Genomic DNA, 21620 nt, shown 5'->3' with positions numbered 1-21620 from the left:
ATCCGCTCGCTCGCTCACACGTTGCCGAGCCACCCGGCAACGCTCACCGTAATTCGTGTAGGCGCCACAGCACTGCGGGATGTTCGAGCATATTGCTTGATCAACCCAGCAGTGCGGCCTCGCGTGTGGCGCTCTCTCCACGTACACCACGCCACGCTATACAAGTGCATTTATCTTGGACCTTGAATATCTCCTGCCCACGGGATGCGCAACGAGATTTGTAACTGATCCGCAGAGACTGGCGAAACGCTAAAAAAAAGTGTCTCCTATAAGAGAAGAAACCTCAAAATTTTTCTCAGAAGGAGGACACCTTTCTAGTATGACGCATTCGACCACCACCGTCCAGACGACTCCAGAGTCGCAACCTTCCACTCCCAATTGGATGGGAGAAGCGGCAGCTTTTGCTCAGAGCCTCACCCAGACGGGTATTCTCACGGCTATCACCCAACGAGTCCGCTTCGCGCGCGCCCGGATGGGGACCTACGATCTCATCGATTTTGTCGTGGTCCTCGTCGGCTACGCGCTTTCCGGTGAACCGACCTTGCAAGCCTTTTACGAGCGCCTTGTGCCGTTTGCCGACGAGTTCATGGCCTTCTTTGGCCGCCAGCGTTTGCCCTCGCGCTCCGCGCTCTCTCGCTTTTTGGCGGCGCTGGATCAGGCCAGCGTCGAAAACATGCGTACCCTCTTCCAGCAAGACGTGCAGGCCCGCACGTCGTTTCCTGATCCCGGCGGGATCATCGATCGGTGTGGGCAGAGCTGGCTGGTCGCGGATGTGGATGGCACCCGAAAGGTCGCTCGCCAACGCGCCTTGCCCCAGGCCGAGTCGCTGCCTGCTGCGCGCCGTCGCTTTGACCAGGTGTGCGCCAAAGGGTATCAGGGCCGCAAGCGCGGGGAAGTCGTACGCACCAGGACCGTGGTGCTCCAAGCTCATACCCATCAGTTTCTGGGAACCTTTGGAGGGTCGGGCAACGGCGATTACCGGGGCGAACTGCTGCGAGCGATCCAGGTTCTGCTCGACTATGGAAAGCAGGTTGGTGTACCTGCCCAGCAGATCGTCATCCGCCTCGACGGCCTGTATGGCAATGCTGCTCCTCTCTGCGATGTCCTCACCTCGGGCCTGGCAGTGGTGGCCCGCCACAAGGATTACCACCTGCTGGATGTGGCGGAAATGCAGGCCGTGTTGGCTGCCGCTCCCGCTGCCACCTGTACGCACCCCGAAAGCCAGATGACCCGGACCCTGTTTGATTGTCCAGCCGTCCCGCTTTCCCCTACGGGGCCTCTGGTACGCGTGATCGTGGCGACCCATCCAGCCACCTCAGACCCTCCCTCCGTTGGGGAGCAGCGAGCGGAGACTGTCTACGAGCTCTTTGTTTCAACGCTGCCTTGCCCTGCCTTCAGCGCCAAAGATGTCCTGGATGTGTATCTGCATCGCGGTTCTTTTGAAACCGTGCTGGCGGATGAAGATGGTGAACAGGACGCTGACCGTTGGGTCTCTCACACGGCCTGGGGACAGGAATGCTTCCAGATCCTGGTTCAGTGGCTCTGGAACCTGCGGATGGAACTCGGCCTGCATCTGACTCCCGCAACAGTGCGCACGACCGAATTTGCTCCGGCTCACGCAGTTTTGCCAGTCGCTCTCAGTGAGCCAGCCGTTCCCAGTGGGTCAGCCGCTCCGGTAATCTATGGTCCTGCGCAGTGGGCCAAACGCTCGTTTACCGGCGGTTTTCCTGGCTCAGTGTTTACGCTGCAACCCGACGGTACCTTGCGCTGTCCCGCTGATCATCCGCTGTACGCGCAAGAGCGTCGACCCGAACATGATGGCTCTCTGCGTGTCTTGTATGCGGGCCGCATTGGCTTCTGTCGGGCTTGCCCCTTGCGCGAGCAGTGTCAAGAACATCCTTCCACCAAAAAACCACGCCGCGTCAGTGCCGTCTTCTGGCCTCTGCCTCCTGATCCGCTCTCTGCTCCTGCGGTGCCATCCTTGCCGCATGTTCCCGTCGTGTCTCCGTCGGCTCCCTTGCTCTGGCGCGATTGGCCTCGTCGCTCTGTGCGCCGTCACTGGACCCAGCTCCTACGGCGAGAAACAGCCACCTTTTCCTGGGAAGCTTGCCCTCAGTCCTCACAGCCAGCACATCCTCTGAAGCCAGACGAGACGCTGCTGACTCGCGAGCAGCGTGCTCATTATCGGCTCTCCTGGTCCCAGCGCCTCGCTCGCAATGCCCGTTCCGCTGATGCTCCCAGGCTCTCTGTTCTTTTACATGGCCTGCCCGTCCGCTTCTTCGAAACGTTTGGCCCTCCTGCTCAAGCCGTCGCGTAAGCCTTTTTTCCTGTCTTTGGCAACCCTTCCGATGCGCTGCTGGCTGGGCATCACCTCTTCATCGAAGTCTATCGATGCAAGGCTTTTGCTTCCTTTCCTTTTCCTGTTGAGGTTTTCAATTGATTCCATTGCCTGAGTTTACCTCGTTGCGCATCCCGTGGGTCCTGCAGGGTATCACGCACAGGCATACGTTAGAGCCAGCAATAGCCAGTTTAAGTATATTTATATTATTTTTCTCATTTTGTTCTCCTTCTCTTTGCCAAATTATTTAAATAAACTAACAAAAACATATTAATACCGAATATTATTACAGCAACAATAACTCCACTTGATATGGCGAGAAACCAATCATTACTTGACATCTTACTATAAACCTCTTTTTCTCTGGCGTTCCACACTAGTAAAAAGGGAACTGTTCTCAGATTATCGGATTCTCCTTAAGAACAGCCCACATTCCGCAGGGTAATTGACAGGAAATCTAAAATTCGATAAGGTAGTCTCAGCACAAAAAGGAGCAGAAAAAGAGCATGCAACGAGCTGAGGATTACCAGAACGAACGGTTGGATCATTTGGGTATTGTCGCGGGAGTCTGTCAGGAAATAGGCTTGGCCGCGTGGTTGGATGCCTTGGAACCGAAACAGCAACGTGTGGTGAGTTATGGAACTGCAACCGTCGCCATGATTCTCAACGGCTTGGGTTTTGCCAATCGCCAACTCTATCTGGTCCCACAATTCTTCGAGAACAAGCCGGTTGCCCACCTGCTGGGAGCAGGTATCAGCGCTGATATGCTCAACGACGATTGCCTGGGACGTACCCTGGATTGGCTCTACGCGCAAGATGTGACCACCGTGTTCGCTGGCATCGCCCATCAGGCCCGCCAACGCTTTGGGGTGAAAGCACGGCATCTTCATGTGGATACCACTTCCTTTTCGGTCAATGGAGCCTACGAAACCAACCAGGAAAACGAGCACGTGATTGCCATTACCCATGGCTACTCGCGGGATCATCGCGAAGATCTCAAACAGTGGATGTTGGCACTGGCGACCACGCATCAGGGAGATATTCCGCTCTTTTTGCAGCCTCTTTCGGGGAACAGCAGCGATAAAGAGAGCCTGGTTAAGGTTATTGCGGATCTGCATGCTCAATTGCGGCAGCAAGAGCCCGAAGAAAAAACCATCTACGTCTCCGATAGTGGTCTCTACAGTACGGCAAATGTGCGCCAGCTCAATCAAGCTGGGGTGAGGTGGGTCAGTCGTGTTCCTGAAACCAGCAAAGAAGCCAAAGCTGCCGTGATCCAAGCCGAGGATGCGTGGCAGCCCAGCGCTGATGGGACACGCAGCATGATTGTGCAGCAGATGGATCTGCCGCAAGGACCGGAGCGTTGGATCGTGGTTCGCAGTGTCGATGGGGTCAAGCGCGCGTTGCAGACGGCTCGCAAGCAAGCTGACAAGCAGGTAGACGCGTGGGCAAAGAAGCTGTGGCATGTGAGCACCAAGTCGTTTGCCTGTCGAGAGGATGCGCAACAGGCCTGGGAGCAGAGCTTGAAAGGCCTGCCGGAGTGGCTGGAAGTCTCGGTGGAACTCAAGAGCCAGGCGGTCTTTGAAGGACGAGGCCGTCCTGCTCGGGATGCGGAGCCAAGCGGGCTGCGCTGGAGTGTCACATCGCAGGTCATCCTCAACGAAACGAAGCTGCTGGCCTACGCTCAGCGCAAAGCCTGTTTTGTCATCGCCACCAATGTCGTGGATGAAGCGGACACCTCCAATGAGGAGGTGATCAGCCTGTATCTGGAGCAGGGCAGCGTAGAACGGGGCTTCCGTTTCTTGAAAGATCCCTTGTTTCTGGCCTCCTCGGTCTTTGTAAAAAAACCAGAACGCATTGTGGCATTGAGCTTGATCATGGTGCTCGCGTTGTTGGTGTACCGTCTGGCTGAACATCGCTTGCGTGAGCAATTGCTGGCAAGCGGGCAAACGATCCCCAATCAAGTCAACAAGCCTACGGCTCGACCAACGATGCGCTGGGTGTTCCAATGCTTTGAAGGCATTGAATTGTTGCAGATCCGCACAGGAACCAGAACGGAGTCGGTTGTCCTCCGCTTGCAGCCACTGCATCAAAAGATCCTTTCGTTACTGGGACCAGCCTATCAACAATTCTATTTTTTTTCAGATTGAAACTGCGGAATGTGGGGAACAGTTCCCTATGTAAACTATTTAACTAATGTTAACATGCATTTGTAAGATAGCCGAGAATAATACTCCCTATTCCGCTTAACCCAATACCAACTATACCTCCAAGAACATTAACTCCTGAACTAGTCAGTGCCAAGCTACCAGGTATCAAAAATCCTTCTGCTGCTGCACCACCTACTAGCCCCAATCCTGTCGCCACACCAGTGGCCAGAACCCACGCACTAGCTGCTATTAATAAAAGCCCAATTGCAACAATAGCAGCACATCCAACCCACTGTGGGAATTTTCCGCTTGTATCCGTCTCATTGACAGGATCATCACTAGCATACTCATACGGGTTGGCCTTCAACGTCTCCTGCAGGGTGCCGCCCACAGGCATGCGCTGGGTCCAGCGACCGAAGTTGACATCATAGTAGCGAATGCCGAATTTGAGCAGGCCGGTGGTGGCGTCAGAGTAGCCGCTGGCATATTGCCAGGGGTTGCTGACGGCGACGCGTTGGCCGGAGATGCCGCCGAAGGGATCATAGTCATAGCTGTTGACCACGGCGCCGGTGCTATCGGTCATGGCCACGATCGAGTCCTGGGCATCGAAGAAGTAGTAGTACGCATTGCCGTCCGGCGTGCGCTCGCTGTTGAGCAGGCCACAACTACAGCGCACATACTCGGTGGTGCCGCCTGTGCTCTTCTCGCTACTCAGGCCCAAGCCGGTGTAGACGGTGCTGGTCCCGTTGTTGCTGACGCGTTGCGACTGGTCGCTGCCGCTATAGGTCTGGGTGTAACTCCTGGTCGTGCCCGTGGCGCTGCCGTTGCCGCTGATGTCCTGGTTGGCACTGTTATAGCTATGGCTCTGGGCATAGGAGAGCGCTCCACGACCAGAGGTCCCGTAGGTGATGCTGGTCAAATTGCCGTTGGTGTCATAACTATAGGTCTCGTTACCGGCTGTCGGTTGACCACCAGCACTGCCGGTGCTTGTTGAACCTGTTGGTTCATTGGCTGCATTATAATTACTATACGTCGCACTGAAGCTCGACGCTCCAGTATACTGCTTGCTGGTCATGTTGCCGTTGGCATCGTAGCCCACCGCCCAGTGCTGCGTTGGACTCTGCGAGTCGACCAGCCGCGTCTGGGAATCATATTTGTAGGTGGTGGTGCCATAGGAACTGTAATCGTTGGCACTATGCCGCAGCATCGTCTGCACGAGTTCGGACGAGTTAGTAGCACCCGAAGGAACATAATTGTAGTGATACTCGGTATAGGGGGTGCCGCTGATCTGGGACGTGGTGGAACAGGTGAGTCCATTCATCTTTCCACCGATGTTGGTCAGTTCCCGCCCGGCTTTATCAAAGGTGAAGAGCATGCCGGTCTGGTTTGGATAGATGATGCAATTTCGATGGTTGGCATTGTCATACCCATAGCTACTGGTGGCATTACCTGGATCTTTGAGCGTAGTCATCAGGTTAGCCGCGTTGTAGCCATAGCTGATGAGGCCGGTCCCATCGTTCAAGCTGGTCAGGCTGCCCACATTATCATAGGTATTGACAATGTTTGGACCGCCTGGGAGCAGTTTGTTGGTCTGGCGATTGAGCTCATCATAGGTAAAGGTGGTCGTTCCCGTGCTATCCTGCTCAGTCTTGGCATTGCCAGCATCATCATAGGTGTACTTGATGGAGGCCCCACCCTGATAGGTCACCTGCGTCGGGCGATCCTCCTTGTCATACTGGAACGAAGTCGTCTGGCTCTTGCCGTCGACTTCCGTGAGGACGCGACCCAACTGGTCATAGGTCTGGGTGATCGCGCCCAGCGGGGCGGGCTGCGTGATTACCAGTTTGGTCAGATGCTTCGAGCCATCATAGGTGTAGGCATAGCCAGTCACGTTGCCGTTGGCGTCCTGCTGCTGCTTGATCGTGCCATCATTGGTATTGTAGGTGTAGTTGAGCCCTTTGCTCGTGCTATGATCCTTCGACGAGAGCACGTTGCCGTTGGTATCGTAGCCGTAATCGGTGCGATTATTCTGAGCATCGGTCTGCGTATCGGGATAGTAGGTCTGATTAGGGCCGTGTAGGTAAAGGTGGAGCCCGCGCCCGTGGCGTCCTTGGTGGCGGTCAGGTTGTCGCTATGGCTGGGATCACCATAGGTGAAGTTGGTGGTACTGCTCAAGCCATCCGTGGCGCTGGTCACGTTGTAGCTGGTGGCGTCAAAGGCCTGCGCCCTGGTGTGACCTAACGCATCCTTCGTGGTGGTAACTTCCAGAGAAGGATTATAGGAATAGGTGGTCGTGTGGCCGTTCTGGTCAGTAACCACGGTACAGGGCTGCGCGGTACTGCCCAGACCACTGCAGGCGCTATCGTTGCTGGCCTTGTAGGCAAACTGGACGGTCTTGCTTTTGGCATCGGTGATCGTGGCAAGCTTGCCATCCGTGCCATAGGCGAAGGTGGTGGTGTGCAGCAAAGGATCGGTGATCGTTTTGAGATGGCCATCGCTATAGTAGGAGAGCGTGGTCGTTTTCTGGTCCGCATTGATCAGCGAGGTCAGCCTGAAACCAGTGTAGACGCGTTTGAGTGTTTTACTGGTTCCATCGGTGGTGCTGACCGTGTAGGACGTGACCTGATGCAGGTCGTTGGCACTATCGGACCCCTGCACAAAGGTGACCTGGCGATTCTGCGTGTCGGTGATACTGGTGAGATCGCCCTGCCCATTGTACTGGAAATTCAAGCAATTGCCATTTTTATCGCAATCGATGAGACGGGAGCCGTTACTATTGAAGCCCCACTGCTCACCGGACTGGCGGAAGGTCACGGTGTAGGTGCCGCTGCCAGTACTCGCGATCGAGGCCTTGAGTCCGATGTCATCGCTAAAGGTACCGCTCCCGGTCGCTTTGAAAAAGCCAGTGGTGTCACTGGGACCATGCAGGCTGATACCGTTAGCCAGATTGCTCAGATCCAGCGTGACGCCACGCCCCGTATTGAAGTACCAGGCATCGCCAGCGTCCAGCAGGTTGCTCTGGTTCTCGGCGCTGTTATAGGTGCTGCCCACCGCGAGGTTGATGCCGGTTCCTTTGATGCCCAGCTCGGCGGTGTTGACCAGCAGGTTGCCGTTGGCCACGTTAACCTTCATGGATACCTGATCGGTCAGGTGACGCTGGCCCACATAGGTGTAGAAGGGCAGGTCTCCAAGACCATTGTAGCTGGCTCCGGCCACCAGGGGCTTGAGCGTGCTGTTGTGGACAACTTTGGGTGCCATCTTGGGAGCACGATAGGCGCTAGCCAGTTTGAGCAAGAGTTGCCGTGCCTTGTCCACGCCGTTGACGATTGGATCAGACACAATGGGTGCTGGCGCGCTGGCCGTGGTGGCCGTCGCCGCATAGGCCGATGGCATGGTCGCTACGACCGTAGTGAGAATAGCGCCAGTGGTCAGGCTCAAGACGACCAGGAGTCGACAGAGCGCGCTCCAGGACGAGTGGGGGGGATACATGCGAATGTGCCGATGAATCGGTCTGCATACAGTGAAATCCATTTCTATAAAGCAAGCACAAAAAGTTATGGCAGAGGGAAGGATTCTCCTTCAGAATACACACAAAAAAGAGTATCTGTCTGGAAAGACATGTTTGCATATCTATACACAAACATAAAAAAACTATCCTTGCTGAATGGAGATGTGTATAGATCAGTGCGAGAAAAAAATAGCGCTGAACGGTTCATACCACTCTTCAAGAAAAATATTCCCTTCCACTAAAAAGGAATATATAGTGATCTATCTAACCAAATAAAGATAATAAGATTTTTCATGCATAGCTGCCAGAAGCAAGTATACCTGAAGGAGTGGTGAAAAAACAAGGGTTTTTCAGGCAATTTCTGATAATTTTCTTCTTATTGTTTATTTTAGTAGAAGCTCATCCATAAATAAAGGATGAGCTTAAGCGATTTTTCTACATTTTATGTTGTGGTCTCAGGCATGGTTCACATCAAGCGCCTGGGATGGTGACAATCTGAAGAGCAAGAGAACATGTCACTCAGCGTCGTCGGACGTGCACTGGTAATCGCTCCTGCTTTTCATGAGATTGATTCTGGATACGCTTCCATCTGTCACATGGATGTGAACCTTGCCTAAGAAAAGAAGACCATAAGACCTTTACGTAAATGTCTTGCGTTACCCAAAAAGTGCCTGACGAAAAGTATCAGGCCTCGTTAGCAGCCATTAAAAAGCCCTGTTTTGAACCAGTTGAGTGTTGACAAATCATAAAGCGGCTGTTATGCTGAAGCACAAGAAACAATACAGGCAATGAATGGGACAAGTAACTCTTGCCATAGAAAGACAGAGATCTGCGGGCTGGTGCGACGCAGAATATGCAGGAGAGAAATCCACCCGGGAGCCTACGCGTTAAGCGTCAACGGTCACCTCCGTTATCAGGTTGAAACGAGTTTCAATATCTGCTCGCCAGAGCTGTATTGGAAGAAGTAAGGTGGTACCACGATTTCGCGCACGTAGCGTCGTCGTCCTTTGTGTAAGGACACGGCGTTTTTTTATTGCCCATTACCAGCGTGGTCCGCATTCACCAGTGGAGGCACGCACACATACAGATATAACATAAAGGAGAAAAAGCATGCTCGATCTGGCATTTATTCGTAGCAATCCAGAAGTGGTTAAAGAAGCCGCACGACTGAAAAACAATTCGATCGATATCGATGCCTTGCTGGCCCTGGATCAACAGGTGGTGGCCCTACAACATACGGTAGAGGATACACGCGCTAAACAGAATCAGCTTTCAAAAGGTATTCAGCAGGCAGCTAAAGAAAAGAATACTGAACTGCGCAACAATCTGATCGCCGAGGGCAAAAAGCTGGCCGAGTTTATTAAAGCTAAAGAGCCAGAACTGAATCAGTTGATTGAGGAACGCTACAATCAACTCCTGCTGGTCCCCAATATTCCTGATCCCAGCAGCCCGGTTGGCAAAGATGATAGCGAGAACGTACCCTTTAAATATTGGGGCGAGGCACCAAAGTTTGAGTTTGATTCACTGGATCACTATGATTTGATGCTTAAGCACGATCTGGTGGATATCGAGCGCGCCGTCAAAGTTGCAGGCTCACGTAGCTATGTCTTACGCAATGATGCCGCCCGACTGGAACTTGCTCTGGTCAATTTCGCCATGGATAAGATGGCACGCAAAGGCTTCACGCCTTTAATTGTACCTTCGATGGCACGCGATTTCTGTTTTGTCGGCAATGGTCAGTTCCCCAAGGGGCGGGATCAGGTCTATGAAATTAAAGATCAGGATCTTTTCCTGGTTGGTACGGCTGAAGTCTCGATCACTGGCATGTATAAAGATGAGATTCTCAAAGGCGAAGAGTTACCACTCAAGTTCGTGGGGTATAGCCCTTCGTTCCGCCAGGAGGCTGGTACCTACGGGAAGGATACACGTGGTGTTTTCCGCATTCACCAGTTCAGTAAAGTTGAACAATATATCATCTGCAAAGCTGACCATGAGGAATCGGTCTTCTGGTTTGAGCAGTTGCTCCAGAATGCCGAGGAACTGATTCAGGCACTGGAACTGCCTTACCGCGTCGTAAATGTCTGTACTGGCGACATGGGTGATGGTAAAGTTGGCATGTATGATATCGAGTGCTGGGTGCCGAGCGAGGGCCGCTATCGCGAGACGCATTCGTGCTCATACCTGCACGATTGGCAGGCACGCCGCGCGAATATACGCTATCGTGATGAAGAGGGAAAAGTTAAATTTGCGCATACCCTTAACAACACAGCGATCGCCTCGCCACGTATCTTGATCCCGCTGCTGGAAACCCATCAGCAAGCCGATGGAAGCATCCGCATTCCCGAGGCTCTGCGTCCTTTCATGGGCGGACAAGAATATATTGGCCGCTAGCCCGGGTTCTTTTTTCATGGCAGCCAGCGTCTCTTCTATAAGAGCGCTGGCTGTTATCTTTGCAGATACGGTCACAACGTAACATCTACAACTACGGCAGATATTTTTTTTTGACCGGCAAAAGGATAATTTCTGCCGTGACCGCTGGCTGCTCATCATCAATGGTCAAGAGTGCGATACTACAGGTCGGCTGACGGCGGCGATCAGTAGCACTACCAGGATTCAGCAACAATTGTCCATCATGTTCCTGATTATAGGGATTATGGCTATGGCCAAAGATCACGACACGCGCATCAGGAAATTCCCAGCGCGCCGTGCGGGCATAATTACGTGTCTCACCCAGAATATGCACAATACCAATCCGGCAACCACCAATGGTAACCTCTTTCTTGATCGGTAGTTTCATGACGACATCCTCACGCTCGACATTTCCCTGCACAGCTACGACAGGAGCAATTGTCTCTAGCTCCGAGATCACAGTCAGTTCTGAGAGATCGCCCGCATGAATAATCAACTCGACACCAGCAAAATGTTCCCATATCTCCTCTGGTAGAGCCGAAAATTTGGGGAGATGCGTATCAGAAATAACACCTATACGATGCTTCATTTTTGTATCCTCTCATTTTTTGAGATATAGTAACTATGACCCATCCAAACGGTCATAGTAATAATGCGGAACGTACACAACATAAATCTAGAGAGTGGGGGACACTATATCAAGTGTCTCAATTCAGGATATCATATGCGTATTGCGATTATATCTGATATACATGGAAACATTATAGCTTTAAATGCTGTGCTCGAGGACCTGAGCAAGCAAAAAGATATTGATCAACTGGTTGTTGCTGGTGATCTCTGCCTGAACGGTCCTTGCCCGAAAGAGGTTCTTGATACACTGCAAAACTTACATTGTCCCGTGATTCAAGGCAATGTGGATGCAGACGTTGTTAACCAGAGCTCTAAAAAGGGTCCCAAGAAACAGAGCGTGATTGCCTGGACCCGTGAACAGATTGGGCCAGCAGGTATCGATTATCTGGCGGCACTGCCTTTTAGTCATCTCGTTTCCAATCCCAATGGTACGGACTTGCTGGTCGTACATGCAAATCCACTCAATCAGGAAGAAGCCATCTTCACAACCACGCCGGATAGTAAAATTGAACATCTCTGTGAGAAACTCCCACCGACGATTGGAGCCATGGCTTTTGGTCATTACCATGTGGCCTATATGCGCCGCTGGCAACACCTGTTGCTGGTGGATGCAGGCAGTTGTGGCTTACCACGAGATGAAGATCCACGAGCATCATACGCCATCATAAGCTGGCAAGATAACGTCTGGCAGGCAGAGCATCGCAGGATCAAATACGATGTGAAGGCGGTCGTGAAACAGCTAAAGCGTAGTGGGATCCCGACTGTTGATAAACGCATCAAGGTATTAACCGAAGCTAAATATTAATGTATATAAATACAATACTTGTCGGACAGAGTGGTCTGGCAAGTCCCCTTTCGCACCTCCAAAAACCATCCTCAAGGATATGTATAGCTTTCAGTGTTTATAAAGTCAACCATGAATGTAAGCGTGTGTCTGATTCCCATCCACATGGGCATGGTGAGCCTCATGCCAGCCTGGGGGCGCTGACGCCCCCAATTTCTTTTTTTATGGTGGTGCATCAGGAGCGCAATGCGCTCCTGATGCACCACCATAAAAAACTATGAGAGCGCCGTATGGCGCGAGATTCATAGATAGTGACCATGGTTGCCATCAAGCCCATCATGTGAGTTAGATAAACAATACCGCCAGAAAATTGAATAATTTTCTGGCGGTATTATAAAGAACATGTATACATTCAAATAGAAAGAGATAAACTTCCTTATGAGAACGTGAACATTAAAAACCTACATGTAGACAAATGGTAACAAACTAACATAATTGATAATCGAGCTCACTCGAACCCGCAATATATTGCAAACAACTGGCCAGATTCAGCGCTGTCATATCCGGAACATCACCCACATTCTGATCATCTTCGTCCAGATAGGTGACAGCATCGCCTACATCAACTAACTCAAGTTCCTCGATAATCGAGCGCAGTTCTCCTGTTGTTGTCATTTGGTCATCTCCCAGTACTATACATTTGGATTAAAGCTTATTCACTTCCACCTATAGACAGGCATGCCTCAGACGTCAGTGTCCATGCCTGGTCATCTTTATAGAGAGTTCACAAAGAACACAAAACTCTCAGAGATGTCAGAATTTTTTTCTCTGCATCTATTGATACGTTTCATTTTCAAACTCGTCATTATAGTAGGCCAAAAAGGTCATCCGTTATCTGCGAAATGCACAAGAGATCTTGAGTACCGAGATAGAAAGAAACGTGGTATACTGACGGAGAGTAAAACGACGTATCAAAGGGGTAACGGGACCGGAAGCACAAGCTATTATTTGCGACTTTCAGGAAAGCATCATCCTGTCAGAAAGCACAATCCCAGTTCTTCCCGCGAAACGTGATGCACGTCTATCACGATCCTGGCATTCAGATGTCTGGTTCCAAAGATGGTGCCGGCGCACTACCTATGTCAAATAGAGATGCAAGGAGTCAGGTCTCTGGCTGGAACAGAAACGCAACACGGTTCTTCCTCCTCGTCCCACTCACCGTATCTCATTGGATATACAAAACGCTGTCTATTTTGACAAAAATAAACTTTTGCACCCATTTGTTTTTTAAGTAGAAAGAGTTATTTGCGAGGCTTTGTAAGCTTACTGATGCTTTTAAACGTACATATATAATCAATGGGTTCATAAGCATTGCAGGAGAAATTTATGACGAGTACTCATTATGATATTGCAATCATTGGGGCTGGGCCAGGTGGCTATGTGGCCGCGATTCGCGCCGCTCAGCGAGGAGCCAAAGTTGCAATTGTAGAAAAACAATATATGGGCGGTACCTGCCTGAATGTTGGCTGTATCCCGTCCAAAGCTATGCTGCATGTTGCCGAAACACTGCATAACCTCTCTTCAGTTGAAGAACTAGGCATTACCTTGCTACAACCACCTGTCTTCCACATGGACAAGGCAGTTGCCTTTAAAGATAAAGTGGTCAAGCGCATGACCAGTGGTGTCGGAACGTTGATGAAGGCCAATAAAGTCGATGTGTTCGACGGTCTGGGCAGTGTAGATGCCTCTAAAAACGTGACCGTTACCAGCAATGGCAACAAACAGCAATTTAGCGCCGATAAAATTATTCTGGCCAATGGTTCCGTGCCCTTTATTCCTTCCATGCCTGGCGTTGATGGGGATAAAGTGATGAACAGCGATACCTGCTGGAATCTGCAAAAAACGCCCGAGAGCTTGATCTGTGTTGGCGGCGGCGTAATTGGTATCGAGCTTGCCTGCATGTTTAGCGCACTGGGCACCAAAGTTACTGTTATAGAGATGCTTCCTAATGTGTTAGCACCGGTCGACGAAGAAGTTCGCAAACTGCTCGTACGTATCATGGGCAAACGTGGCATCAATATTGTCACCAATGCCAGAGTCGAAAGCATCGAAGATGTGGACGGTCAGAAAAAAGTACGCACAACCACTGACAAGGGCGAGCAGACCTTTTCAGCCGAGTATGTTTTGATGGCTGTGAGTCGCCGTGCCAATACCAGTGGCCTTGAACAGTTGATGGAGCAGGGACTCGATACTGACCGGGGACGTGTACGCGTTAATGAGCGCATGGAAACCAATCTTCCAGGCATCTATGCTATTGGTGACCTCACACATGGTGCAGGTCTGGCACACGTTGCATCAATGGAAGGTGAGATTGCTGCGGATAATGCGACAGGACACGATGCCATCATGAATTATGATGTTGTCCCCAATCCTATTTATACTTTCCCTGAAATGGCCTCAGTTGGTTTGACCGAAGCACAGGCAAAAGAAAAATATCCTGAAATTCGTGTCGAACGCTTCCCCTGGGCCGCGATCGGTAAAGCAGTAGCTATCGGTGAGACAGAAGGTTTTACCAAAGTCATCATCGGCAAATATGGCGAACTGCTGGGCGCCCATATCATTGGTCCGGATGCGACTAACCTGATCACCGAGTACTCGCTGGCCATGCGCGGCGAATTAACGGTAGATGAGATAGAAGAAACCATCCATCCACATCCAACCCTCAGTGAAGGCTTGCGTGAAGCAGTACTGGCCGCAGAAGGACATCCCATCCATATTCCACCCAAACAGTCTGTCCGTGCTCGTTAAGCACAACTAGCAAAAACTTCATCTATAAAAGAGCGTGTTACCTTTAACTTAAAGGTGACACGCTCTTTTATGTTGTTGATAATGACTGATGGGGGGAAAGCCAATGAAGAAAATGGGAGAGGATACCGAGTCATGTTCGCGCCTTTTTCTTGCTAAAACGTTGCTCTCAAGCTCATGTGTGCTATTTTTGCTGGCCGGAATTTTAGCAGGGTATCTGCTACTTGCTCCAAACAAAGCGCTACCAGTTGCAGCAAAGCCGGGCAAAAATCAACAGATCCAACACATAGCGCAACGCTATCTGGGTGACTTGCTTCAACAGAATTATAGTGCGATGTGGACGCTGCTGCATCCAGATCTTCAAAGAATGTGGCCAGATAAAAGTGCTTTTAGCACATACTTATATCAGCGCTTTCATGCTTTGCGACTGAAGAGCTTTAAGACAGGGCAGGTCAGTGACCTCTCATTCTGGACTAATCCTGAAACCATGAAGCAATATAATCATGTTTCGACTATGCCTGTTTCGTTAGATGTAGAACCAGCAGATGGCTCAGCAACTGGAAACTCCTCCGCAACGACCTCGCAAATCCAACAACTTTTCCGCAATCTGCCCTTTATGGTCCAGTATACTAAGCCGGAAGCAGGTCAGGGTGGAAATGGCACATGGCGGATCCTCGATGGCGGTCCAGCCGATCTGGAAGCTCCAATTCTACCACCGGCAATCCCGATAACAAAAAAGATCACCGTTCCCATCCTGATGTATCACTATATTTCTACGGTGCCAGCCAGGGATAAAGCCAATCCACATAGCTATCGGCCCGGACTTTCAGTCTCACCAACAGTTTTTTCGCAACAGTTAGATTATTTTACAACTCTGGGTTATCATTCCATTACCTTTAACCAGCTATTTGACGCCCTCTATTATGATGGTCCTCTACCGACCAGACCAATCATCTTTAGCTTTGATGATGGCTATGTTGATGCCTATACGAATGCTTATCCGATCCTTAAAACCCATGGCTATAGTGGTATGTTTTATATTATTACGGGCAAAGTAGGGTGGGAAGGTCAGGCTAGCTGGTCGCAACTACAAGAAATGGCTGCAAATGGTATGCAAATGGGCTCCCATACGATTGACCACCACCCGATTGGAGATGTCTGGCAGCGTTCACCATCCACTGCACGTGACGAGTTGGAAAGATCGCGGCAGGACTTAGAAGGGCACCTGCACATGGTTATTCAACAGTTCTGCTATCCATCAGGAGATCCACTCAATAAAAATCCCAATCTGACTATCACCCAGATCCAGATTGCAGCTGTAATGTCCCTTTTACAGATAACTGGCTATGTGGGAGCAGTCAATGATCCACGTGTAGACTCCAGCAGCCAGGATAGTTCCAAGCCGTATATCATGCATCGTATTCGCGTCATTGGCAGCGAAACGATTGAAAACTTCAAAAAGGAAATGGCTGCATTCGTTTCATAATAGCAAAAGAGCCGAAGGCAGTTTCATAACCTTCAGCTCTTTTATAACCGTTCCAGTATGATTACCATCCCGGGTTTAACTTTCTAGTTCACCGCGTTGTCTTTTTTGCAACAGATTAGTCCAGGCCATACGTTCAGCAATAGAATGTGGTAAGGCAAAGGTATATGGTTCATCATGATCGGCTTCCATGCTCAGCTCAAACTCCAACCGTTTCACATCCATTGTGTTTATGCGCTTACCCGACAAAAACTGGTCGGCGCTCACCGAGCTTGAAATCTGTCCGGCATTCTGTCTGGCAAGCATATCATCCATTTCTGCCTCAGAGGATGCAAAAAACACACGTATATTATCTTTAGGTATATAACTATAGGCACGCAATAAAGTAAAAAGAGCATGGGGAGATGTTAATAAAGTTGAACGCCATTTCCAAAGTACTTGTTGGGTTGTTGTTTGACTATGAGATTGTATATGTTCAATATTTTCTACAGTAGCTTGTTCAACACAAAATGCAACTCGATAATAAATCATAGGAACTTACCTCTCAACGTATAACCCCACATACCACATGGGACACTATCACCCACACAAAAAACAGTTACCACGATTTTCGACGGGACAACAATGTCTTTGATTGTTGTCCTGTGGATCACCATGAATATATTTAATATATACTTCACTATACGTCGCCATGAGCTAATTTTGGGTTTATGACTACCCTTTTGGGGGGTATAGCTGGTTGTCTGGTCGAAATTTATAATACTATACCAGCAAAACTATACATAAAAAGCGCCGCTACCTTACCTTTTCCTGCGAGGCTGTCTAAAGCTCAGGTATACTGGAATCATCACGCTTACTTATTCCCCAGTACACACGAAACACCTCTTGAGCGAAAATGCATGTAGAAGAGGCTCCAATGAGAGTAAGCTTCTGACACAGCTGGAAAACTTGAGAGAAGAACCGAAAAAAACGAAAAAGGGTTTACAATAGCTGATAAGTATGCTATTATTTATCTCAAATGGGGATGTAGCTCAGCTGGTAGAGCGCGGCAATCGCACTGCCGAGGTCAGGGGTTCGAGCCCCCTCATCTCCACTAACCGTACTATCGATTGCTAATTGCATATCGCCTGTACGTATGCTCCATTCTAAATAATGGCAATGAGCAGGAGTAGTAGGTCCGCCCAAATCAGAGAGTAGTCGGATGGTGCAAGGCTACAACAGGACTGAACTCGCCTGTGAGCAATGAGTGTGAAAGCATAAGTAACACTTGTCGGTACGCCCGTTATCGCGTATACTAAAGAGTAGATCTTGGTAGCTGAAGCAGTTCACCAGATACACCTGGGCTTGTAGCGCAGCTGGTAGAGCGCCTCCATGGCATGGAGGAGGTCAGGGGTTCGAGTCCCCTCAGGTCCACCAACGCCACCATTGATCTAAAATCAGGGTGGTACCACGGAAAAGTCTTTCGTCCCTCATGGATGAAAGGCTTTTTTGTCGTTCTAGCTGGTTTCTGTTATTCGTGTTCATGATTTTATCGTTCGGCCTGACAACATACATGGGGGAGACCCAATGATCACACGTACAAAATTTGATCCCAAAGAAATCGAAAGCAAGTGGCAAACGAAATGGGAAGCCGACCACATCTATAATGCTTCCGACGAATCATCGAAGCCTAACTTTTATAATCTGGTAATGTTTCCTTATCCATCCGGCGATCTGCATATGGGCCACTGGTATAATTATTCCCCTTTTGACACCTATGGCCGCTTTAAACGTATGCAGGGCTATAACGTCATGCAACCGATAGGTTTTGATGCGTTTGGCCTGCCAGCTGAAAATGCCGCGATTAAACGTGGCATTCAAGCCCGTACATGGACCCTGGCAAATATTGAAAATATGCGCAAACAACTGCGCGCCATGGGTGCACAATGGGACTGGCAACGCGAGGTGATTACCTGCCTGCCAGATTACTATCAATGGACACAGTGGCTGTTTCTGCAGTTCTACAAAAAAGGATTGGCCTATCGCACGAAAGCTCCGGCGAACTGGTGTCCCGGTTGTAATACTACCCTGGCCAATGAACAGGTGTTGGCCGATGGAACCTGCGAACGTTGTGGGAGCCTGGTGGAACGAAGAGAGATTGATCAGTGGCTGCTGAAAATCTCATCGTATGCTGAACGCCTGCTGGATTTCTCGGAGGTAACGGATTGGCCCGAAAAAACAATTACAATGCAGCGCAACTGGATCGGTCGCAGCGAGGGTGCCGAGGTCCGTTTTACCAGCACCATCGGGGACAAGCAAGAAGAAATTCCAGTCTTCACCACACGTCCAGACACGATCTATGGCGTTACCTTCTTTGTGCTGGCCCCCGAACATCCCTGGGTCAATAAAATCACCACCCCTGAACAGCGCGCCGAGGTTAATGCCTATGTCGAGCAAGCCCGACGTATGACCGAGATCGAGCGCATGAGCAGCGATAAGGAGAAGAGTGGAGTCTTTACTGGCGCGTATGTAACCAATCCTGTCAGTGGAGAAAAAACGCCAGTTTGGATCGCTGACTATGTGCTGATGAGTTATGGGTCGGGCGCGATTATGGGTGTTCCAGCCCACGATCAGCGCGACTTCGCTTTTGCGCGCAAATTTGGCATTCCGATCCGTGAGGTCATTCGAGCAGAGGAAGATGAGGTTAGCGATCCAGCCACCTGGAGCGAGGCCAAAGAAGCACTGGGAGTAATGGTCAACTCGGGTCCGTTTGATGGCACGCCAGGTGAAGAGGCCAAAGCACGCATTATCCAGTTTATTGAAGAAAAAGGCATTGGTCACAGCACCATTAACTATCGCCTGCGTGACTGGCTGATTAGTAGACAACGCTACTGGGGAGCGCCAATTCCAATTGTGTATTGCGCAGAACATGGTACCGTTCCTGTTCCAGAGGATCAACTGCCAGTCAAGCTGCCCGAAAATGTCCAGTTCAAAGCAACGGGTGAATCACCACTGCGCTACGAGCCAGAATTCCTGAATACCACCTGTCCCATCTGCGGCGGACCAGCCACGCGTGAGGCCGATACCATGGACACCTTTATCGATTCCTCATGGTATTACCTGCGCTACGCTGATGCGCATAACAGCGAGGAAGCCTGGAGTCAGGAAAAGATGGAGAAATGGCTGCCGGTTGATCAGTATGTTGGTGGTGTCGAGCATGCGATCCTGCATCTGCTGTACGCACGCTTCTTCGTCAAAGCACTGCACGACATGGGACACCTGAACTTTGACGAACCATTTAAGCGTCTGTTCCATCAGGGCATGGTTCTGGGCTCGGACGGCCAGAAAATGTCGAAGTCGCGTGGTAACGTCGAGGCACCCGATAAATATGTCGATAAATATGGGGCCGATACAGTACGCTGCTATATGATGTTTATTGGTCCTTTTGAAGCCGGTGGCTTGTTCCGAGCAGATAACCTGGAAGGCGTCTGGCGCTTCTTGAATCGGGTTTGGAGTCTGGTGGGAGAAACCTGGGTCAATAAGCCTGATACGAGAGAGACGTCTGAGAGTAAAGCCATCGAACGGCTGCGCCATAAGACCATCAAACGTGTAACCGAGGATTTAAGCCATTTCCGCTTTAATACTGCCCTGGCCGCACTGATGGAATTTAACAACGTGCTGATTAAACAGCAGCGGGACGCGGTCGCCCAGAGTCAGGCATATCGTGACGCACTGCAAACCCTGCTGCAACTGCTGGCACCTTTTGCTCCACATATCGCCGAAGAATTGTGGCATCAGACAGGACACGCCAACAGTATTCACACGACCGAATGGCCAGCTTATGTGGAGGAAATGACCAGGGATGATATCTTTACACTGGTCGTGCAGATCAATGGTAAGGTCCGTGAACGCATCGAGGTTGCGGCAGATATCAGCGAAGAAGAAGTTCGGACACTGGCACTCAACAATGAACGAGTACAATCCTTCATCGGCCAGGCCAGCGTACAAAAGGTAATTTATATTCCTGGTCGCCTGGTCAATATCGTTATTCGTAACAACTAATTACGCCCACAGGAATCATCCTGCATCCGGGATGATTCCTGCTTCTTTCTGTGTTTTATTTAATATAGCCAGCTACTATCATGGTACAGCTACACTAAGTGGTGGATGCGTTGAAAAAGGGACTTGAAAAATGACGTATTACACGGCACACTGTTTGTATGAAAAAACAACAGAAAGCGCCAATGAACACGTCTTCTCAATTTTGCCCTAATTTGACGTGTTCCGCAAGGGGTCAAAAAGGGCAAGGAACTATTGTGGTTCATGATCGTCAACGTGAACGCTATCGTTGTAAGGTCTGCAAAAAAACGTTTACATCCCGAACAGGAACCATGTTCGAAGGGCTCCGCAAACCAACCGAGCTCATTGTCATTGTGGTAACTTTGCTTGCCTATGGCTGTCCGGTGCAAGCGATTGTCAAAGCCTTTCGTTTAGATGAAAGAACCATTGCCAACTGGCGAGATCGCTCTGGAGCACATTGCCAACGGGTCCATGAACAAATGATGCAGCAGGCTGACCTCACTCTGAGTCATGTGCAAGCCGATGAAATTCGAGTCAAAGGAAGAAAAAAGGTCATCTGGATGGCCCTGGCGATGCTGGTTCCTACGAGATTGTGGTTGGCAGGCGTGGTGCAGCCAACTCGCGATACTCCGTTAGCCGATCGGTTGTTTGAGCAGGTTCGTCAGTGGACCAAGCACATCAGTGCGATCCTGGTCTGCGTGGATGGCTGGCCAGCCTATCCACACAGTATTGAGCGAGCCTTTCGCTCAAAAATCAAGCGCACAGCTGGAAGAGGACGCTGTTGTCTGGAAATGTGGTCGGGATTGGTGATTGGACAAGTGATCAAGCGTCAATACAAGCATCGTGTGGTTGAAGTGGAACGGCGTTTGCTACGTGGGGATCCGCATCAAGCACAGAAGTTGTTACAAACGACACCAGGATGCACGATTCTCAATACGGCGTACATTGAACGATTGAATGGCACCATGCGAGAGCGTTTGGCACAGTTAACCCGGAAATGCCGACATGCCGCATGTCGGCTTGAGAGCTTGCATCACGGCATGTATCTGTTGGGTGTCACCTACAATCTCTGTTGGTCCCATCAACAGTTGAGCACAAATCAGCAGCAGATCAGTCCGGCGATGGCCAGCGGTTTAACCGATCATCTGTGGAGTATTGTTGAGTTGTTAACGTACAAGGTCGTGCCCGAACCCTGGCACGAACCGAAAAAACGAGGACGCAAACGGATCAAACCGTTGCCTGATCCTAATCAGTCAAAGCGACCACGAGGGAGACCTCGTCTTCGACCGTTGCCTGATCCCAATCAGCCAAAACGGCCGAGGGGGCGACCTCGTAAAGTCATTTTGAGCTCATCCACCGTTTAGTGTGGCTGTACCACTATCATCAATCCTGACGGATAATGAATTTTTGCTTTAGCATCACTGGTGCCCCCATTTTCGATCACCGGACGTCTATTC

At 50.3% G+C, this 21620-nt stretch carries 13 protein-coding genes, 2 tRNA genes and 1 other annotated feature; of the genes, 10 read left to right on the top strand and 5 right to left on the bottom strand.

The annotated features are described in order from the left end of the window. Nucleotides 1–319 precede the first annotated feature (319 nt). Both KDW_RS13355 and KDW_RS13350 read left to right on the top strand, forming a co-directional pair. Nucleotides 320–2317: a hypothetical protein gene (locus KDW_RS13355; protein ID WP_151754490.1), complete on the top strand. Its 1998-nt coding sequence runs from the start codon at nucleotides 320–322 to the stop codon at nucleotides 2315–2317. Between the two features lie 527 nt (nucleotides 2318–2844). Next, nucleotides 2845–4485, top strand: a complete 1641-nt coding sequence (locus tag KDW_RS13350) for an IS1634 family transposase (RefSeq protein WP_151754429.1) — start codon at nucleotides 2845–2847, stop codon at nucleotides 4483–4485. 49 nt (nucleotides 4486–4534) lie between these two features. Here KDW_RS13350 and KDW_RS13345 read toward each other — a convergent pair whose 3' ends face one another. Together KDW_RS13345 and KDW_RS13340 are read right to left on the bottom strand one after the other, a co-directional pair. Further along, nucleotides 4535–6475, bottom strand: coding sequence for an RHS repeat domain-containing protein (locus KDW_RS13345; RefSeq protein WP_151756412.1), 1941 nt, complete (start codon nucleotides 6473–6475; stop codon nucleotides 4535–4537). Beyond that, on the bottom strand, nucleotides 6373–7974 hold the full coding sequence (locus KDW_RS13340; RefSeq protein ID WP_162005203.1) for an RHS repeat protein: 1602 nt from the start codon (nucleotides 7972–7974) through the stop codon (nucleotides 6373–6375). The genes KDW_RS13345 and KDW_RS13340 overlap by 103 nt, the downstream gene beginning before the upstream one ends. A gap of 798 nt (nucleotides 7975–8772) precedes the next feature. Next, nucleotides 8773–9004 (top strand) — a binding site (T-box leader). Between the two features lie 99 nt (nucleotides 9005–9103). On the opposite strand from KDW_RS13340, the gene serS reads away from it, so the two are divergent. Continuing rightward, nucleotides 9104–10384, top strand: coding sequence for a serine--tRNA ligase (gene serS, locus KDW_RS13335; RefSeq protein ID WP_151756410.1), 1281 nt, complete (start codon nucleotides 9104–9106; stop codon nucleotides 10382–10384). A gap of 91 nt (nucleotides 10385–10475) precedes the next feature. Here the strand turns inward: serS and KDW_RS13330 are convergent, their stop codons facing one another. Further along, on the bottom strand, nucleotides 10476–10991 hold the full coding sequence (locus tag KDW_RS13330; RefSeq protein ID WP_151756409.1) for a metallophosphoesterase family protein: 516 nt from the start codon (nucleotides 10989–10991) through the stop codon (nucleotides 10476–10478). Nucleotides 10992–11126: 135 nt separating this feature from the next. On the opposite strand from KDW_RS13330, the gene KDW_RS13325 reads away from it, so the two are divergent. After that, entirely contained in the window at nucleotides 11127–11837 is a 711-nt protein-coding gene (locus KDW_RS13325) for a metallophosphoesterase family protein (protein WP_162005202.1), read from the top strand. A gap of 465 nt (nucleotides 11838–12302) precedes the next feature. Here the strand turns inward: KDW_RS13325 and KDW_RS13320 are convergent, their stop codons facing one another. Continuing rightward, nucleotides 12303–12491: a hypothetical protein gene (locus KDW_RS13320; RefSeq protein WP_151756407.1), complete on the bottom strand. Its 189-nt coding sequence runs from the start codon at nucleotides 12489–12491 to the stop codon at nucleotides 12303–12305. Between the two features lie 711 nt (nucleotides 12492–13202). Between KDW_RS13320 and lpdA the strand changes: the two genes are divergently transcribed. After that, a complete protein-coding gene (lpdA, locus tag KDW_RS13315) occupies nucleotides 13203–14624 on the top strand; it encodes a dihydrolipoyl dehydrogenase (protein WP_151756406.1) in 1422 nt (473 codons plus the stop codon). Nucleotides 14625–14727: 103 nt separating this feature from the next. After that, entirely contained in the window at nucleotides 14728–16107 is a 1380-nt protein-coding gene (locus KDW_RS13310) for a polysaccharide deacetylase family protein (protein WP_162005201.1), read from the top strand. 75 nt (nucleotides 16108–16182) lie between these two features. Here the strand turns inward: KDW_RS13310 and KDW_RS13305 are convergent, their stop codons facing one another. Further along, nucleotides 16183–16635 carry a hypothetical protein gene (locus tag KDW_RS13305; RefSeq protein WP_151756404.1) on the bottom strand — a complete coding sequence of 151 codons (453 nt, stop codon included), beginning with the start codon at nucleotides 16633–16635 and terminating at the stop codon, nucleotides 16183–16185. A 489-nt stretch (nucleotides 16636–17124) separates the two neighbouring features. Here KDW_RS13305 and KDW_RS13300 point away from each other — a divergent pair. The 4 genes from KDW_RS13300 (at nucleotide 17125) to KDW_RS13285 (ending at nucleotide 21527) form a co-directional block, all read left to right on the top strand. Further along, a tRNA-Ala gene (locus KDW_RS13300) sits at nucleotides 17125–17197 on the top strand. Between the two features lie 247 nt (nucleotides 17198–17444). Next, nucleotides 17445–17520 (top strand) — tRNA-Ala (locus KDW_RS13295). 150 nt (nucleotides 17521–17670) lie between these two features. Continuing rightward, nucleotides 17671–20145: a leucine--tRNA ligase gene (leuS, locus tag KDW_RS13290; protein ID WP_151756403.1), complete on the top strand. Its 2475-nt coding sequence runs from the start codon at nucleotides 17671–17673 to the stop codon at nucleotides 20143–20145. 254 nt (nucleotides 20146–20399) lie between these two features. Then, nucleotides 20400–21527, top strand: coding sequence for a hypothetical protein (locus KDW_RS13285; protein ID WP_151754965.1), 1128 nt, complete (start codon nucleotides 20400–20402; stop codon nucleotides 21525–21527). Nucleotides 21528–21620 lie beyond the last annotated feature (93 nt).

The organism is Dictyobacter vulcani, assembly GCF_008974265.1.
Lineage (GTDB): Bacteria > Chloroflexota > Ktedonobacteria > Ktedonobacterales > Ktedonobacteraceae > Dictyobacter > Dictyobacter vulcani.
Note: the sequence above shows the minus strand (reverse complement) of the source record. Positions and strands in the feature narration are given on the sequence as shown.

What these genes read in the sequence shown, in the direction of transcription:
- KDW_RS13355 (WP_151754490.1), top strand. Translation starts at nt 320, where the DNA reads ATGACGCATTCGACCACCACCGTCCAGACGACTCCAGAGTCGCAACCT.
- KDW_RS13350 (WP_151754429.1), top strand. Translation starts at nt 2,845, where the DNA reads ATGCAACGAGCTGAGGATTACCAGAACGAACGGTTGGATCATTTGGGT.
- KDW_RS13340 (WP_162005203.1), bottom strand. Translation starts at nt 7,974, where the DNA reads ATGTATCCCCCCCACTCGTCCTGGAGCGCGCTCTGTCGACTCCTGGTC.
- serS (WP_151756410.1), top strand. Translation starts at nt 9,104, where the DNA reads ATGCTCGATCTGGCATTTATTCGTAGCAATCCAGAAGTGGTTAAAGAA.
- KDW_RS13330 (WP_151756409.1), bottom strand. Translation starts at nt 10,991, where the DNA reads ATGAAGCATCGTATAGGTGTTATTTCTGATACGCATCTCCCCAAATTT.
- KDW_RS13325 (WP_162005202.1), top strand. Translation starts at nt 11,127, where the DNA reads ATGCGTATTGCGATTATATCTGATATACATGGAAACATTATAGCTTTA.
- KDW_RS13320 (WP_151756407.1), bottom strand. Translation starts at nt 12,491, where the DNA reads ATGACAACAACAGGAGAACTGCGCTCGATTATCGAGGAACTTGAGTTA.
- lpdA (WP_151756406.1), top strand. Translation starts at nt 13,203, where the DNA reads ATGACGAGTACTCATTATGATATTGCAATCATTGGGGCTGGGCCAGGT.
- KDW_RS13310 (WP_162005201.1), top strand. Translation starts at nt 14,728, where the DNA reads ATGAAGAAAATGGGAGAGGATACCGAGTCATGTTCGCGCCTTTTTCTT.
- KDW_RS13305 (WP_151756404.1), bottom strand. Translation starts at nt 16,635, where the DNA reads ATGATTTATTATCGAGTTGCATTTTGTGTTGAACAAGCTACTGTAGAA.
- leuS (WP_151756403.1), top strand. Translation starts at nt 17,671, where the DNA reads ATGATCACACGTACAAAATTTGATCCCAAAGAAATCGAAAGCAAGTGG.